We start from the raw sequence: 15,230 nt of genomic DNA, 5'->3' as shown, positions 1-15,230 counted from the left end.
CCCCACCCTTTCAGGTCAGGTCAAACTTTCTGGTACAGCTGACTACCTTCTTTCTTGAAGCGCTCGGCCTGCTCGGCCATGCCTTGGGCGACGTCCACGTCCACTGCTTCGATCCGCTGGTTGGCCGCGTACTCGCGCACTTCCTGGGTGATTTTCATCGAGCAGAACTTCGGCCCGCACATCGAGCAGAAATGCGCGACCTTGGCCGAATCCTTCGGCAGGGTTTCATCGTGATACGAGCGAGCGGTGTCCGGATCGAGGCCGAGGTTGAACTGATCTTCCCAACGGAACTCGAAACGCGCCTTGCTCAAGGCATTGTCACGAATCTGCGCGCCTGGATGCCCCTTCGCAAGGTCGGCGGCATGAGCGGCGATCTTGTAGGTGATGATCCCGGTCTTCACGTCATCCTTGTTCGGCAGACCCAAATGCTCCTTCGGCGTCACGTAGCAGAGCATGGCGCAACCGAACCAGCCGATCATCGCCGCACCAATACCCGAGGTGATGTGGTCGTAGCCTGGCGCGATGTCGGTGGTCAGCGGGCCGAGGGTGTAGAACGGCGCCTCGTCGCAGCACTCGAGCTGCTTGTCCATGTTCTCTTTGATCAACTGCATCGGTACGTGGCCCGGACCTTCGATCATGCATTGCACGTCGTGCTTCCAGGCGATCTTGGTCAGCTCACCGAGGGTTTCCAGCTCGCCGAACTGCGCTTCGTCGTTGGCGTCGGCAATCGACCCCGGACGCAGGCCATCGCCCAGCGAGAAGCTGACGTCGTAGGCCTTCATGATTTCGCAGATTTCGTCGAAATGGGTGTAGAGGAAGTTTTCCTTGTGGTGCGCCAGGCACCACTTGGCCATGATCGAACCGCCACGGGAAACGATGCCGGTCACTCGCTTGGCGGTCATCGGCACATAGCGCAACAGCACGCCGGCGTGGATGGTGAAGTAGTCGACGCCCTGCTCGGCCTGCTCGATCAGCGTGTCGCGGAACAGCTCCCAGGTCAGGTCTTCAGCGACGCCGTTGACCTTCTCCAGCGCCTGGTAGATCGGCACGGTACCGATCGGCACCGGCGAGTTGCGGATGATCCACTCGCGGGTTTCGTGGATGTGCTTGCCAGTGGACAGGTCCATGACCGTGTCCGAACCCCAGCGAATACCCCAGGTCAGTTTCGCCACTTCTTCTTCGATGGACGAACCCAGGGCGCTGTTGCCGATGTTGCCGTTGATCTTCACCAGGAAGTTACGGCCGATGATCATCGGTTCCAGTTCGGTGTGGTTGATGTTGGCGGGAATGATGGCGCGACCACGGGCGATTTCTTCGCGGACAAACTCCGGCGTGATTTCCTTCGGGATGCTGGCGCCGAAGCTGTGACCGGCGTGCTGCTGTTTCATCAGGCCGGCAGCGCGGGCCTCTTGCAGCTTCATGTTTTCGCGGATGGCGACGTATTCCATCTCGGCGGTGATGATGCCTTTGCGCGCGTAATGCATCTGGCTGACGTTGGCCCCGGCCTTGGCGCGGCGCGGGTTATTGACGTGAGCGAAGCGCAGCTTGGTCAGTTCCGGATCGGCCAGGCGCTCCTGGCCGAAGTGCGAGCTCAGGCCAGGCAAGCGCTCGGTATCACCCCGGTCGTCGATCCAGGCCGAGCGCACATCGCCCAAGCCCTTGCGCACGTCGATGATGACGTTGGGGTCGGTGTACGGGCCTGAAGTGTCATAGACAGTGACCGGGGCATTGATTTCGCCACCGAAATCGGTGGGGGTCACGTCCAGGCTGATTTCGCGCATCGGCACACGAATGTCCGGGCGAGAGCCCTGCACATAAATTTTTTGCGAGCGGGTAAAAGGCTGAACCGACTGCTCGTCGACCTTGGCCGATTCGCTCAGGTGGGTGTCGTTTTTTGCTTTTGTCGTCATCACGGGCTCTCCAGACAGCATCCAGGCAGTGGATTTTTGTCGGAGCGAACCTGTAAACGAATGGACGCACGGGCGCTGGGAATTCCAGCAGTGCTGTGCTCAGTGCTCGAGGGGTGTTCGATTGTCGAACAACATCCCGGACGAAGCACAAGAGGACTCGCCGGGTGACGAGAAATCTTGTTCCCTACGCAGGCGCTAACCTGATCAGGTTCAACGGGATCCGAAATTATTCGATCTCAGCCTCATAGCAAGGCACCCCGACAAGAACCCGGCCAGTCTAGACACAACTGGCAAAGAACGCCAACTCTGCGGCAAATACCATGATGAATGGCGTAATTGCAGGATTGTTGGCGCCCCGATGCACCACTACACTCGCTACGCCGTCGCGCGCATTGACGTTGCACGTGTCGCGCCTTAGCCTTGGCGCTCAAATTACTTGTGTAATATTAATTGTAGGGAACGCCTATGCTGCGCAAACTCTCACTGGCCCTGGCCGTGTCTTGTGCGTCCAATGGAATGGCCTGGGCAGAAGCGCCCTTATCCAACAAAACCGATCTGGTCAGCGTCTACCAGGAAGCGGTGAACAACAACGCCGACCTCGCCGCCGCCATGGCCCAATACGGCGCCCAGAAGGAAGTCGTGCCCCAGGCCCGCGCCGGCCTGCTGCCTAATCTCTCGGGTGGCGCGCAAGTGTCCAGCGCGCGCACCTCGCTCGATCAGCCGTCGACCACCGCCAACCGCAATGCTCATTCATACCAGGCCACGCTGGCGCAGCCGTTGTTCCGTGCCGATCGCTGGTTCCAGTTCCAGGCCGCCAAGGACGTCAATGAGCAGGCCGCGCTGCAACTCTCGGCAACCGAGCAGAACCTGATCCTGCAAACCGCCAACAGTTACTTCAACGTACTGCGCAGCCAGGACAACCTGGCCTCGACCAAGGCCGAGGAAGCCGCGTTCAAACGCCAGCTCGATCAGTCCAATGAGCGCTTCGATGTCGGTCTCTCGGACAAGACCGACGTGCTCAACTCACAAGCCAGCTACGACACCGCACGCGCCAACCGTATCGTCGCGCAGCGCCAGGTGGATGATGCATTTGAAGCACTGATCACCCTGACCAACCGTCAGTACAACTCGATCCAGGGCATCAGCCACAACCTGCCGATCCTGCCGCCAGCGCCGAACGATGCCAAGGCCTGGGTCGAAACGGCGGCCAAACAGAACCTCAATCTGTTGGCCAGCAACTACGCCGTCAGCGCTGCCGAGCAAACCCTCAAGCAGCGCAAGGCCGGCCACGCGCCGACCATCGACGCCGTGGCGAAATACGAAAAAGGCGATAACGACGCGTTGGGCTTCAGCAACCCGAATGCCTTTCCCCAACCCTACGGTGGCAACGTCGAGCAAACCTCGGTGGGCCTGCAGCTGAACATCCCGATCTACAGCGGCGGCCTGATCAACTCCCAGGTGCGCCAGTCCTATGCACAACTGGACCAGATCGAGCAGCAACGCGAATCCCTGCGCCGGCAAATCGTCGAAAACACCCGCGACCTGCACCGCGCAGTGAATACCGACGTCGAACAGGTACAGGCGCGCAAGCAGTCGATCATTTCCAACCAGAGTGCGGTGGAAGCGACCGAAATCGGTTATCAGGTGGGAACACGAAACATCGTTGACGTGCTGGATGCGCAGCGCCAGCTGTACACCTCGGTGCGCAACTACAACAACACCCGCTACGACTACATCCTCGACAACCTGCGCCTCAAGCAACAGGCCGGCACGTTGAACCCGGGGGATTTGCAGGACCTGGCGCGGTGGCTCAAGCCTGACTACAACCCGGACAAGGACTTCCTGCCGCCGGATCTGGCCAAGGCGGCGGCCGACCAGTTGAATGCAAGACCGGGTCAGTAACAAATAAGTCCTGGCGAAAGACTTTTGTGGCGAGCGAGCGTGCTCCCTCGCCACAATGGGTCAGGAAGGGATTCAAGCCCGCTCGATCAACCGCCCCAACCCATCCAGCAACCGCTGCAATGCGCCCTGATTGGTGCGCATCACCTTCAAGCCCGCCTCCGCCATCCGCTGCGCATCCCTGGGCAATTCGAACAGACGCTGCACCGCCAGTGCCAAGCCTTCGGCATCCTCTACTTCCTGCAACGCCCCGGCGCTGCGCAACTGCGCGGCGATTTCGAGGAAGTTGAACAGATGTGGACCGCTCAACACTGGCTTGGCCAGCGCCGCCGGTTCCAGCAGGTTGTGCCCGCCATTGGGCACCAGGCTGCCACCGACGAAGGCACTGTCGGCCAAGGCATAGAGAAACAGCAATTCGCCCATGGTGTCGCCCAGCAACACTGACGTCGAGGCAGTGACCGGCTCGCCCGTGGAACGACGGACCGTGGCAAAGCCCTGTTGTCGGCTCAACTCGAACACCGCATTGAAACGCTCGGGATGGCGCGGCACCAGAATCAGCAAGGCATCGGGATGGCTCGCCAGCAACTGACGATGGGCCGCCAACACCACCTCGTCTTCGCCCTCGTGGGTACTGGCCGCGATCCACACCGGGCGTTCCTGCGCCTGCCATTGGCCACGCAGTTCGGCGGCTCGCTGCAACAGCTGCGGGTCGATGGTCAGGTCGAACTTGATTGAGCCGGTCACCTCAACGGTTGGCGCCCGGGCCCCCAAATCGCGGAAGCGCTGGGCCTCGGCTTCGGTCTGCACCGCGAACAGGCTCATTTCGGCGAGCATCGGCCCGGTCAGCTTGGCAAAGCGGCCATAGCCTTTCGCCGAGCGCTCGGACAGGCGCGCATTGGCCAACGCCACGGGAATCCCGCGTTTGGCGCATTCATGGATATGGTTTGGCCACAGTTCTGTCTCCATGATCACCGCCAGACTTGGCTGGACCCGATCAAGGAAGCGCCGGGCGGCGCACGGCAAGTCGTACGGCAAATAGCAGTGCTGGATGCGCGGCTCATTGGCAAACATCGCCTGGATGCGCTCCGAGCCGGTCGGGGTCATGCAAGTGACGGTGATCGGCAGGTGGGGATAACGTTGCAACAGCGCGCGAATCATCGGCGCGGCGGCAATGCTCTCGCCCACCGATACCGCGTGCACCCAGAGGCCACCCGGTTGCATCACCGGCATCCCATAGGAGAACCGCTCACCAATGCGTTTGGCATAGGCCGGCGCCTTGCGCGCCCGCAGCCACAGCCGAATCGCTACCAACGGCAGCCCAAGGTAAAACAGCGCGGTATAAAGAGTTCTATTCATGGCGGCGGAGTTTATCGGTTTTTTCGCCGATCGCCTGCAAGTGCACGGCAAAACGTTCCGCCAGCCAGCGAGCCGCCGGACCGAGGGGCTCATCGCGGCGCCAGACCAGTTCCACCACCAACGCCGGCGGGGTCCACTCGCTGCTCAACTCGACCATTTGCCCCTGATAGGTCGGGTACTGCACCACGTGGCGCGGCAGCCAGGCCCAGCCGAGGCCGCGCACCAGCCATTCCGCCATCACGTAAAAGCTGTCGGCCCGCCAGACTTGCGGGCTGGCCGGCTCGCTGCCGGGATAGAGGCTGGACTGGGTCGACATCAGCAGCTGGCGATGCCGGGCCAGCGCCTGGCGATCAACCTGGACCTGCTTCGCCAGCGGATGGTCGACGCCGCACACGGTGACCATTTCCACGCTGCCAAGCACTCGGCGCTCCAGCGCTTCGGGGATCTGGTCGTGAAAGAACAACAAACCCAGATCGGCACGACGCTCCACCAGTTTGCGCGCCACCTCGCCCTGGGCCGCACTGGTCAATTGCACCTCCAGGCTGGGAAAGCGCTCAGCCAGCGCTTCGAAACTTTCGATGACCGGCTGGTAAGGCATGGCCTCATCCTGAGCCAGACGCAGACGCGCCTCCTGCCCACGCATCATCGCCAGCGCCCGGCCATTGAGGCGCTCACATTGACGCAGCACTTCCCGCGCCTCTTCCAGCAAGGCGTTGCCGGCTTCGGTGAGTTTCGGCTGTCGGCCACTGCTGCGATCGAACAGGCTGACGCCCAGGTCTTCCTCCAGCAGCGCGATCGAACTGCTGACCGCCGACTGCGCCTTGCGCTGGTTCCGTGCCACGGCGGAAAACGAACGTTGCTCCGCCACGCTGACGAACAAGCGCAGCTGCTCCAGGTTCCATTGCATACTCATGCCCAAACCCATCTCAATAACAGATAGGTAATGACTTTACCGCATCTGACGAATCCCTAGAATGCCACCTCAGAAAGCAACACTTCATACGAGGATTGACCCATGACCGCTTACTACTACCTGGCCATTGCCATCTGCGCCGAAGTGATTGCCACTGTTTCGATGAAAGCGGTCAAAGGCTTCAGCACCCCACTGCCACTGGTGCTGGTGATCGTCGGTTACGGGATTGCCTTCTGGATGCTGACGCTGGTGGTGCGCAGCGTGCCGGTGGGCGTGGCTTACGCGGTCTGGGCCGGCATGGGGATCGTGATGGTCAGCGTGGCAGCGCTGTTTATCTACGGGCAGAAGCTGGATGTGCCGGCGATGCTGGGGATGGCGTTGATCGTGTTGGGCGTTGTGGTGATTCAGTTGTTCTCGAAAACTGCCGGGCATTAACTGCCGCCATAAGCTTCAAGTTATAAGCAACAAGAGGTCTTGCTTGCAGCTTATAGCTTGAAGCTTGAAACTTGCCGCTTCACTCAAACACTGAGGTCGCTGCATGCCATCCGTTATTTCCACCGACGTTCTGATTGTCGGCGCTGGTGTCGCCGGCCTCTGGCTGAATGCGCGCCTGCGCCGCCAGGGGTTTTCGACCGTGCTGGTGGAAAGCGCCAGTCTCGGTGGCGGGCAAAGCCTGAAGTCCCAGGGCATCATCCACGGCGGCGCCAAATACGCATTGCATGGCGCCCTGACCGGTGCTTCGGAGGCCATCGCCGACATGCCGCGCCGCTGGCGTGAGGCCCTGGCCGGCGACGGTGAGCTGGACCTGTCCGGCGTGCGCCTGCTGTCCGAAGCGCACTACCTGTGGTCCCCCGGCACCATCGCCGGCAACCTCACCAGTTTTTTCGCCAGCAAAGCCGTGCGCGGTCGTGTCGATCAGGTCAAGGGCGATCAACTGCCGCCCGCCCTTCAGGACAAACGTTTCAAGGGCAAAGTCTATCGCCTGGCGGAATTGGTGATCGATGTGCCGAGCCTGATCCAGCGCCTGGCCGATCTGGCAGGTGACGGCCTACTCGCCGGCCAAAAGGTCGAGCCACTGCTTGAAGGTGGCGTGCTGGTCGGCCTAAAGGTGGACGAGCGCGAGATCCGCGCCCAACGCATCGTCTTGAGCGCCGGCGGCGGAACGGCTGCGCTGCTCGAAGCGCTGGGCCTGAGCCAGCCGGCCATGCAGCGGCGGCCGTTGCACATGATCATCGCCAAGGGCCCGAGCCTCAAACCGCTGTATGCCCACTGCCTGGGCGGCGGCACCAAACCGCGCCTTACCGTCACCACGCACCCGGCCGCCGATGGCCAGTGGGTCTGGTATCTGGGCGGCGATATCGCCGAAACCGAAGGCGTCAACCGTGAGCCTGCGGAGCAAATCGCCACTGCGCAGAAAGAACTCGCCCAGTTGCTGCCATGGATCGACCTGAGCACCGCGCAATGGGCCACCTTGCGTGTGGATCGCGCCGAACCGCTGCAATCGGGCCTGACCCGCCCTGATAACGCGTTTCTCGCCGAGGAGGGCCGGCTGCTGGTGGGCTGGCCTACCAAACTGGCGTTGGCGCCGGACTTCGCCGACCGGGTGATTGCGAGCCTTGCCCGCGATGGCATTCAACCGGGCCCAGTGGCGCCACTCCCCGAATTGCCAAAGCCGCCGATGGGCGTCCCGGCGTGGGAGCAATTGCTGCCATGAGCCAACCCACCCTGCATGACTTGCATCGCCCCCTGGGCAGCACCGGCCTGCTGGTGTCGCCGCTGGGCCTGGGTACGGTGAAACTCGGCCGCGATCAAGGGGTGAAATACCCCAATGGCTTTCAGATCCCTGACGACGACGAAGCGCGCATGCTGCTCAAGCTGACTCGCGACCTGGGCATCAACCTGATCGACACCGCTCCGGCCTACGGTCGCAGCGAGGAGCGCCTCGGCCCTTTACTGCGCGGTCAGCGTCAGGATTGGGTGATTGTCAGCAAGGTTGGTGAAGAATTCGCCGACGGCCTGTCGCGGCATGACTTCAGCGCAGCGCACACCCGATTCTCGGTCGAACGCAGCCTGCAGCGCCTTGAAACGGATTTTATCGACCTGGTGCTGGTGCATTCCGATGGCAATGACCTGGCGATCCTCAACGACTGCGAAGTCTATGCGACCCTCGCCGAACTCAAGGCCGAGGGCAAGATTCGCGGGTTCGGCTTTTCCGGCAAAACCGTCGACGGCGGTTTGAAGGCCCTGGAGCAAGGTGATTGCGCGATGGTCACCTACAATCTGAACGAGCAAACCGAAAAGGCTGTCATTGACTATGCTGCTGCTCACGGCAAAGCCATTCTGGTCAAAAAAGCCCTCGCCAGCGGTCATGTATGCCTGAGCCCGGGCGTGGACCCGGTGCGCGCCAGTTTCGAATTGTTGTTTGAACATCCGGGTGTTGCCAGTGCTATTGTCGGGACCATCAATCCGCTGCACCTCGCCCACAACGTCGCGACCGTTGCCCAGGTCCTACGTAGCAACTGACGCCGCCCACGCGGCCTTAAGCAGGAGCCGACATGCCGCGTACGCTCATAAGAAAGAACCCGAGCAACTTCAAGACCCTGCCGTTATACGTCGAAGCGACTCCCGAAGGCCTGAGCTATCAGAGTGTCGGGAGGCCGCTGAATTTCTCCCAGATCCTGCAGCGTCGCCGTCCGGTGACGGTCGCCGACACGGAGCGCTTTTCACTTGAACTGGCCAATCTCGGCGTTTCGGTACGCCTGACGCTGCACTGGCAGAATCGCGATTACTGGGTGCTGGTGCGTCAACGTCGCCAGGACCGCGGCGACGTGGTGCTCAAGCTGATCTCCGGTTATGTCCCGGCCCACGAGCTGAACCTGCCGTTGCACACCGCCATCCAGGAGATTGCCGAGGAATGCCTGCTGGAAACGCCGGAAGGCTGGCTCGGCGGACGCTTCAACGACACCTGGCTGCCGGCGCCCTACTCGTCGGCCCTGCACTACCGCGAGGCCTTGCCGTTTCGCCTGACGCCGCTGTCCGGCTCGGCTCGGCCGGTGCGTTGCGCCAACCTGCAGTTGATCGAACGACCGCGCGCCTACGTGCATCTGCCGACGGCGTCGCTGCAATTGATCTACGACTTGCGCCTGGACGTGCCCAAGGAAGCCAAATCCTTGAGTTTGTTTCATGTTGATGAACGGCTGGAAGGCGATCAACTGGTCGCCCGACTCGATCGCAAGCGTCCCGATTTGTACCTGATGCCGCTTGAAGATGGAGTACCGGTTCCCGAGCTGTTTACACTTAAAAGCGGCTCGCTGATGCCGGCCAGCACTCGCGGGCTCTACCTGGCAGAGAGTTTTGCGACCCAGGAAGGCTGGATTGTTCGCGAAGAACGCATCCGCTGGAAGGACTGGCTCACGCAGCAAGGACTTGGCCTACCCCAAAAGCAGCGACAAGGGCTCAAGCAGATGAGTGCCAAGGCTTTGGGACTGATCCGGCTGGTAAAGGGTAGCCTGAATAAGTAAGGGAAAAACAACTACAGAAATGTGATCAAACGCCCCGCTGATGGACTGAATCCAGTTCTAGCGCTGCTTATCCCTGAAGGTGCGTAGCCGTGCAAAAAAATGGAAATAACGATTTTCACGCTTGCCCATGTTGCGCTTGGGAGAGAAAGATTCTTCAGCAAACGCACCATTGATCCGCACGCGCGAAGCCGTGGTATCCACCGTACAAACCTTGGCTCCTGCCTGCTGCAGTACGAATTTGAGCAGGCGTTCTGAATGCAGCTTGCGCCCGGTCGCCGTACAGAAATCGAAGATACGCTCAATCCTCTTGCCATAGGCAACGTAAGTATCACGCCCACAAATGGCGAAACGATCATTCAATCCGCCCCACCACTGCCAATCCGGAATGTAAATATTACGCCGCCTGGCTTCCGGGTGCTTGAACACATAAGCGGGAAGTGGGGTGTGATAGAAAATGTCCGGCCGCACAAATACCACGAAGTCAGGATTGAACGACTCCATCATCGTGGTGACAGCGTGCAGCGAATTCAATTGATAGATCAGGTTGCGCAGTGACGCAAAGTCATCAGCCCAGGTGTCGCCAAGCGCTTTGACTCGATCAAAATCCCAACGATCCAGTACGCCGTCCGTTGAAGCCAGCAGGCCCGTCATCGATTCGAAGACCTGATAATTATCAGCCTTCAGTTCACCCCGCTCACCTGAGCGCGAGTTTTGCACTTCGTCAATTTTGTAGAGGTGGTAAAAGCACTTTACGTTGCTGTCCGGAGGAAGCTGCGCAAGGACATTTTCTTCAATGGAGGGAAAACAGATTTGCGAGTTTCTTGGAATACCGAAAAATGCGACTGCAATGTTCAACACTCACCAACACCTTTGAAAATTAATGTGAGCCCGCTTTTCACCCCCCTGCCTGCAACCATATACGACGCAACTTTCATTTGCGACGAAGCAGTACTTGCCACCAGGGGCGACGCTGTAATGGAACGACGGTGACGTTCGACTTTTCCAGCCAATCCCGCTCATAAGCCCACGCATGACCGCCCCAGAGTTTTCCTGCTTCATTGGAAAAACCTAATGTCATGAGCTGATAGGTATAACCAGCATGACCGCGTAACCAATCGAACAACACCAGGGCATTGAAGCCGGTGGAAGGGCCGACATAACGTTTTCCTCCCGGTCGGTCCACCGGGTAGTTCCACAGCGCCGGCAATGGAATCCGCTCCCAGTAGAGGGCCACTCGCGGCAAGGGACAGATCTGCGCAGTACACCCCACCAGCATCGTGAAACAACGCTCACCCGACTGTTCGAAAAGCCGCTGCACCCGAGGCCCATAAGGAAGGCCGAAAAAGTAGGCGTCTGGTGCATTGAACCCATGAACGAACACATTGACGCTTTGCGCAGATAGCAGCGGTGCCGGAATGCAGTTATTGAAGCTGACCAAGATGTCATCGGCACCGATGTTCAGCGCCTGAAAGTCCGTCGCAGTAATGGCCGGATTGTTGGCGATCAGCACTACGCGGGCCGCTCGGCCCAGGCAATCCTTGAGCGGCTGCGGCATGCCATCGGCAACAATTTGATGACCACCGGGCAGTGCGTCCAGCATCATTTCCTTACCGGCTTCAGGCGTTTGAAGCTGCATCATTTATCCCTGAACCTTCATCCTGTAGCGTAGATTTACCCACAGGCGAGTGAATGCAGAAGGCGGTGTCCATTCGCGCATTTCACGCTGGATTTCGGTAGCCAGGGTTTGACCCACACGGGCAAATGAGTAGCGGCTTTGCGCAAACTCTTGTCCGTTGCGAGCAATGCGTTGCGCGAGTAATGGGTCGCTCTGCAGCAACTTGATCTTCTCCACAGCCTCATCTTCGCTGCGATAAAACACCGTGTTGTGCATATCCTCAAAGCCGAGCAACTCGTCCTCTTCCCCCTGACTCCAGGCCAGCAGCACGCAACCACAGGCCATCGCTTCAAAATTCTTGATCATGAATTCATTCATGCCGATGTCGGCGCTGACAAAAATCTTGATGCGATTGAGCGTTTCCAGATACTCGGCACCTGACTTGGTTCGGGTCACGAGCATGCCAGTACGCTTTGAAAGCGACTCTAGGAGCGCCTTGCGCTGAGAGTACTCAGTACTTTTCAGGCTTCCCAGAAAGCCGATGGGGATGTCTCTTTCAATGCCGGTATTGCGCAGCATCTGTTCGTCATAGCCTTTTGAAACGAACACTGCGTCAATATTCTCTGCCTGCATTTGACGCGCAAGGACCGCTCCCGATACCAGCGCACGGCAGCTCGGCAAACGACTGTACAGACGTGAGTACACATGGCGGTACTTGCTGGCGGGCATGTAGTTCTGATAAGCGTCGTGCTCAAGAAAGACCAAACCTCGAATACACTTCAACACCCTGAGTTGTCGGGTGAGGCGCTTGACCCTGGAGAAAATCACCACCCGGTCGAAGTTTTGATACTCGACAGAAGCAAGGAACGGCCCCAGGTTCATCTGCTGTTGTTTACTCAGACGATAGACGATGCATTCATCGCAGTGTCGTTGAACGATTTCGTACAACCGATCCAGAATGACTCGCTGTTCGTCCATTACCAGGAGCATGACTTTCATATAGCTATTTACCACGCGTCAATTGCAGGCAAGCGCATCAGGTTCAAACCAAAAAACACCTGCCGAACCGTTAAATCCTTGTGGCAGAACCCGCTGACGCGCAGTACATAATCTGAAAAAATCACGAATCAACGGCTGCGAATCTTCTCGACAATCGCGGTAGTGGAGCTGTTTTCCACCAGCCCCAGCACTTTCACGGTGCCGCCGTAAGCCGCCACGATGTCCGCGCCTACCACTTGGTCAATCCCGTAGTCCCCACCCTTGACCAGCACATCAGGTTTGACTTCGCGCAGCAGGTTTTCCGGCGTGCCTTCCGGGAAACTGATCACCCAGTCAACAGCCCCCAGCCCCGCCAGTACCGCCATGCGTCGGTCAACACTGTTGATCGGACGACCCGGTCCCTTCAGGCGACTCACCGATGCGTCGTCGTTGACCGCGACGATCAGGCGATCACCCTGGGCCCGCGCCTGTTCCAGATACGTCACATGACCAGCATGCAGGATGTCGAAGCAGCCGTTGGTGAACACGATTTTCTCGTTGTGCGCACGGGCGTCGTCAACGGCGAGCAACAACTGCTCGAGACCAAGCACACCACGCTCGGAACCTTCTTCACGCTGAATGGCGCGGCGCAGTTCCGGTGCGCTAATGGCCGCCGTACCCAGCTTGCCGACCACGATGCCCGCGGCCAGGTTGGCCAGGGCTACCGCATGGGGTAACTCCTCACCGGCAGCAATGGCCGCCGCCAGGGTGGAAATCACTGTGTCGCCAGCACCGGTCACGTCAAACACTTCACGGGCACGGGCCGGCAGGTGCAGCGCCGGATGATCCGGACGCAGCAGGGTCATGCCATGCTCGCCACGGGTCACCAGCAAGGCGCCGAGCTCGAGATCGTGCATCAGCTTCGCGCCCTTGCTCACCAGCTCGTGCTCATCGGCGCAGCCACCGACGATGGTTTCGAACTCGCTGAGGTTCGGCGTGATCAGGCTCGCACCCCGGTAAATCGAGAAATCCTTGCCCTTGGGATCAGCCAGCACCGGAATGCCACGGGCACGGGCCGCCTGGATCAGCACCTGATGATTCTTCAGCGCGCCTTTGCCGTAGTCGGACAGCACCAGCACCTTGATGCCTTCGAGCAATTCGTCGACTTGCACCGCCAGCGCCATGGCGTCGGTGGCGAACGGCTCTTCGAAATCGATACGCAGCAACTGCTGATGACGGCTCATGACCCGCAGCTTGACGATGGTCGGCTGGTGCGCGATACGCTGGAACAGCGCCCGCACACCTGCGCCCTTGAGGCTATTGACCAGGCTGTCGGCGGCTTCATCGTCGCCCGTCACGCCAACCAGCGAGGCCGGAGCGCCGAGCGCGGCAATGTTCAACGCAACGTTGGCGGCACCGCCCGGGCGGTCCTCAATGTTCTCGACCTTGACGACCGGTACGGGTGCCTCAGGGGAAATCCGTGAGGTGCCACCATGCCAGTAACGGTCGAGCATGACATCGCCGACCACCAAGACAGGGGCTTGATCGAATCGCGGCATGGACAACTTCATGGAGCAACCCACATACAAAATGAACAGGGGCGCGATATTAACACAGGGGCAAGCGCCGTCCGCTTCATTCTGAAACGTCGCGTACCCAGAACAATTCATGGCGCCGGACGGCCTTGCGGAAAAACTCGTTACTGCCCGTGACTGGCCAGCGCCGGCACGCCAAAACCTGCTGAATCCAGCGTCGCAATTGCCGTTTGAATACCGGCGCCCCTTGCAGGTCATGCTCCATCGCCAGGGCCATCGCTTTGTCCAATTGCACATCCCGGGACAGCAGCGGACTCCACAGCCTGTCGGCGGGCAGCGGCTCTACGGCGGGAGGCAAAGCGATGCCAGCCCCGGCAGGCCCCATTGGCCAGCGATCATTGTCATGCAGGTGGTTGGCGTACATCAGCAAAGTCTTCGGCTTCCAGGCGCTGGCAGCGATTGCCTCAAGAACAGCGCGAGTGGAGGCAACATGATCACCATGAGGGTCCAGTTCAGGATGGGGCGTCACGATCACCTCCGGGCGAAAGTGCTCCAGCAATGATTTCAGGTCGGCAACCAGGTTTTGCCAGGTCGGCGCACCGTCGACATCGGCGGGCAAACGCAACGAGTTGTGCCGACGCATACTTCGCACGTCACTTTCGCCGGACTCGCGCGAACCAAAAGCCTTGGCCGGGTCCTGGGCCATCAAGGGCAATTGCAGGCAGTAATAGCCCAGCTGCACACAATGATTGACGGGCACCCCGCCCCAAAGGGGAATGGCCTGACTGTCCCAACTACGCAGACGCCCTTTCAATCGAGCGGCTTGAGCCGGGCTCAGGCCCAGGCGCTGATAGGTATCGGCTTCGATCTCACCTTGGGTCAGCGTGACGATGCTGACCTCTTCGGCGCGACTGTAAAGACCGAATGCCGCCAGCTCAGCGTCGTCGGCGTGCGGCGCCATGACCATCACGCGCTGGCGAGCATAATCGGGATTGACCATGACCCACAGCTTGCCCTTGGCAGCCATGGAGCAATAACGCCCCCTGATCGTCAGCGAGTTCTCCCCAAGCGCATCGCCTTGCCCTGAAACGTTGAGGAAACGCCGCCCTTTGACGCCACGCTCGAAGTCCTGGCGGTCATCACCGACCTCGATGTACGGATCAAGCCAGCGCCCCAGCCAGGAGCTCTTCAACTCAAGTTCGAGAATGAGCGTCTCACCCTCGGCCAACGGCTCGCCCAAACTCACAACGCCGTTCTCCACGCTCACCTTCTGACACGGCGTACCTGGCGGGAACTCGTATTGATAGTCGTCACTGGCCCGATAAAACAGATGATCGGCAAACCATGCCTCGTGCGCCACCCAAGACAGGGCAAGCAGGAGCGGCACTAACCACCATTTCAGCGAGAAACCGATGACCGCCAGCGACAGCAGAAAAACGACGAGAAACAGACGCTTGTTGCGTCGATGTGCCTTGAGAAGCCGTTGCTTACGGGTGCTCATGA

The 15,230-nt window shown here is 59.9% G+C and carries 13 protein-coding genes and 1 riboswitch; of the genes, 5 read left to right on the top strand and 8 right to left on the bottom strand.

Annotated features, from left to right (window positions below):
* Positions 1–20 precede the first annotated feature (20 nt).
* Positions 21–1,910 (bottom strand): phosphomethylpyrimidine synthase ThiC, encoded by a 1,890-nt coding sequence (gene thiC / locus ACX3YD_RS18495; protein ID WP_458960708.1) that lies wholly within the window; start codon positions 1,908–1,910, stop codon positions 21–23.
* Between the two features lie 164 nt (positions 1,911–2,074).
* Positions 2,075–2,180: riboswitch (TPP riboswitch) on the bottom strand.
* A 195-nt stretch (positions 2,181–2,375) separates the two neighbouring features.
* Between thiC and ACX3YD_RS18490 the strand changes: the two genes are divergently transcribed.
* The gene (locus ACX3YD_RS18490) at positions 2,376–3,812 is read left to right on the top strand and encodes a TolC family outer membrane protein (RefSeq protein ID WP_103403348.1); all 1,437 of its coding nucleotides are present in this window, start codon (positions 2,376–2,378) and stop codon (positions 3,810–3,812) included.
* Positions 3,813–3,884: 72 nt separating this feature from the next.
* Here ACX3YD_RS18490 and waaA read toward each other — a convergent pair whose 3' ends face one another.
* Complete coding sequence (gene waaA / locus ACX3YD_RS18485; protein ID WP_458960707.1) at positions 3,885–5,165, bottom strand: lipid IV(A) 3-deoxy-D-manno-octulosonic acid transferase; 1,281 nt, start codon at positions 5,163–5,165, stop codon at positions 3,885–3,887.
* Positions 5,158–6,078 carry a LysR family transcriptional regulator gene (locus ACX3YD_RS18480; RefSeq protein WP_103403378.1) on the bottom strand — a complete coding sequence of 307 codons (921 nt, stop codon included), beginning with the start codon at positions 6,076–6,078 and terminating at the stop codon, positions 5,158–5,160. Before ACX3YD_RS18480 ends, waaA begins: the two co-directional genes overlap by 8 nt.
* 102 nt (positions 6,079–6,180) lie before the next feature.
* Between ACX3YD_RS18480 and ACX3YD_RS18475 the strand changes: the two genes are divergently transcribed.
* The 4 genes from ACX3YD_RS18475 (at position 6,181) to ACX3YD_RS18460 (ending at position 9,599) form a co-directional block, all read left to right on the top strand.
* Positions 6,181–6,513, top strand: a complete 333-nt coding sequence (locus ACX3YD_RS18475) for a DMT family transporter (RefSeq protein ID WP_015093202.1) — start codon at positions 6,181–6,183, stop codon at positions 6,511–6,513.
* A 103-nt stretch (positions 6,514–6,616) separates the two neighbouring features.
* A complete protein-coding gene (locus tag ACX3YD_RS18470; RefSeq protein WP_458960706.1) occupies positions 6,617–7,792 on the top strand; it encodes an NAD(P)/FAD-dependent oxidoreductase in 1,176 nt (391 codons plus the stop codon).
* Positions 7,789–8,601: an aldo/keto reductase gene (locus tag ACX3YD_RS18465; RefSeq protein WP_458960705.1), complete on the top strand. Its 813-nt coding sequence runs from the start codon at positions 7,789–7,791 to the stop codon at positions 8,599–8,601. The genes ACX3YD_RS18470 and ACX3YD_RS18465 overlap by 4 nt, the downstream gene beginning before the upstream one ends.
* Before the next feature lie 32 nt (positions 8,602–8,633).
* On the top strand, positions 8,634–9,599 hold the full coding sequence (locus ACX3YD_RS18460; RefSeq protein WP_458960704.1) for a metal ABC transporter ATPase: 966 nt from the start codon (positions 8,634–8,636) through the stop codon (positions 9,597–9,599).
* A 57-nt stretch (positions 9,600–9,656) separates the two neighbouring features.
* Here ACX3YD_RS18460 and ACX3YD_RS18455 read toward each other — a convergent pair whose 3' ends face one another.
* The 5 genes from ACX3YD_RS18455 to ACX3YD_RS18435 all read right to left on the bottom strand — a co-directional run bounded on the left by ACX3YD_RS18455 (position 9,657) and on the right by ACX3YD_RS18435 (position 15,228).
* Positions 9,657–10,457 carry a hypothetical protein gene (locus ACX3YD_RS18455; protein ID WP_458960703.1) on the bottom strand — a complete coding sequence of 267 codons (801 nt, stop codon included), beginning with the start codon at positions 10,455–10,457 and terminating at the stop codon, positions 9,657–9,659.
* Positions 10,458–10,530: 73 nt separating this feature from the next.
* The gene (locus ACX3YD_RS18450) at positions 10,531–11,235 is read right to left on the bottom strand and encodes a hypothetical protein (RefSeq protein ID WP_458962061.1); all 705 of its coding nucleotides are present in this window, start codon (positions 11,233–11,235) and stop codon (positions 10,531–10,533) included.
* Between the two features lie 3 nt (positions 11,236–11,238).
* Complete coding sequence (locus ACX3YD_RS18445; protein WP_458960702.1) at positions 11,239–12,213, bottom strand: glycosyltransferase; 975 nt, start codon at positions 12,211–12,213, stop codon at positions 11,239–11,241.
* 128 nt (positions 12,214–12,341) lie between these two features.
* A complete protein-coding gene (gene hldE / locus ACX3YD_RS18440; protein WP_458960701.1) occupies positions 12,342–13,763 on the bottom strand; it encodes a bifunctional D-glycero-beta-D-manno-heptose-7-phosphate kinase/D-glycero-beta-D-manno-heptose 1-phosphate adenylyltransferase HldE in 1,422 nt (473 codons plus the stop codon).
* A 64-nt stretch (positions 13,764–13,827) separates the two neighbouring features.
* On the bottom strand, positions 13,828–15,228 hold the full coding sequence (locus ACX3YD_RS18435) for a PIG-L deacetylase family protein (protein WP_458960700.1): 1,401 nt from the start codon (positions 15,226–15,228) through the stop codon (positions 13,828–13,830).
* Positions 15,229–15,230: the final 2 nt, after the last annotated feature.

It is taken from the genome of Pseudomonas fluorescens group sp. PF-1, from assembly GCF_054481335.1.
The sequence above is the reverse complement of the archived record's forward strand: the minus strand, read 5'-3'. Positions and strand labels throughout refer to the sequence as shown.

Coding starts and splice junctions, on each gene's coding strand:
- thiC (WP_458960708.1), bottom strand. CDS start 1,910: ATGACGACAAAAGCAAAAAACGACACCCACCTGAGCGAATCGGCCAAG.
- ACX3YD_RS18490 (WP_103403348.1), top strand. CDS start 2,376: ATGCTGCGCAAACTCTCACTGGCCCTGGCCGTGTCTTGTGCGTCCAAT.
- waaA (WP_458960707.1), bottom strand. CDS start 5,165: ATGAATAGAACTCTTTATACCGCGCTGTTTTACCTTGGGCTGCCGTTG.
- ACX3YD_RS18480 (WP_103403378.1), bottom strand. CDS start 6,078: ATGAGTATGCAATGGAACCTGGAGCAGCTGCGCTTGTTCGTCAGCGTG.
- ACX3YD_RS18475 (WP_015093202.1), top strand. CDS start 6,181: ATGACCGCTTACTACTACCTGGCCATTGCCATCTGCGCCGAAGTGATT.
- ACX3YD_RS18470 (WP_458960706.1), top strand. CDS start 6,617: ATGCCATCCGTTATTTCCACCGACGTTCTGATTGTCGGCGCTGGTGTC.
- ACX3YD_RS18465 (WP_458960705.1), top strand. CDS start 7,789: ATGAGCCAACCCACCCTGCATGACTTGCATCGCCCCCTGGGCAGCACC.
- ACX3YD_RS18460 (WP_458960704.1), top strand. CDS start 8,634: ATGCCGCGTACGCTCATAAGAAAGAACCCGAGCAACTTCAAGACCCTG.
- ACX3YD_RS18450 (WP_458962061.1), bottom strand. CDS start 11,235: ATGCAGCTTCAAACGCCTGAAGCCGGTAAGGAAATGATGCTGGACGCA.
- ACX3YD_RS18445 (WP_458960702.1), bottom strand. CDS start 12,213: ATGAAAGTCATGCTCCTGGTAATGGACGAACAGCGAGTCATTCTGGAT.
- hldE (WP_458960701.1), bottom strand. CDS start 13,763: ATGAAGTTGTCCATGCCGCGATTCGATCAAGCCCCTGTCTTGGTGGTC.
- ACX3YD_RS18435 (WP_458960700.1), bottom strand. CDS start 15,228: ATGAGCACCCGTAAGCAACGGCTTCTCAAGGCACATCGACGCAACAAG.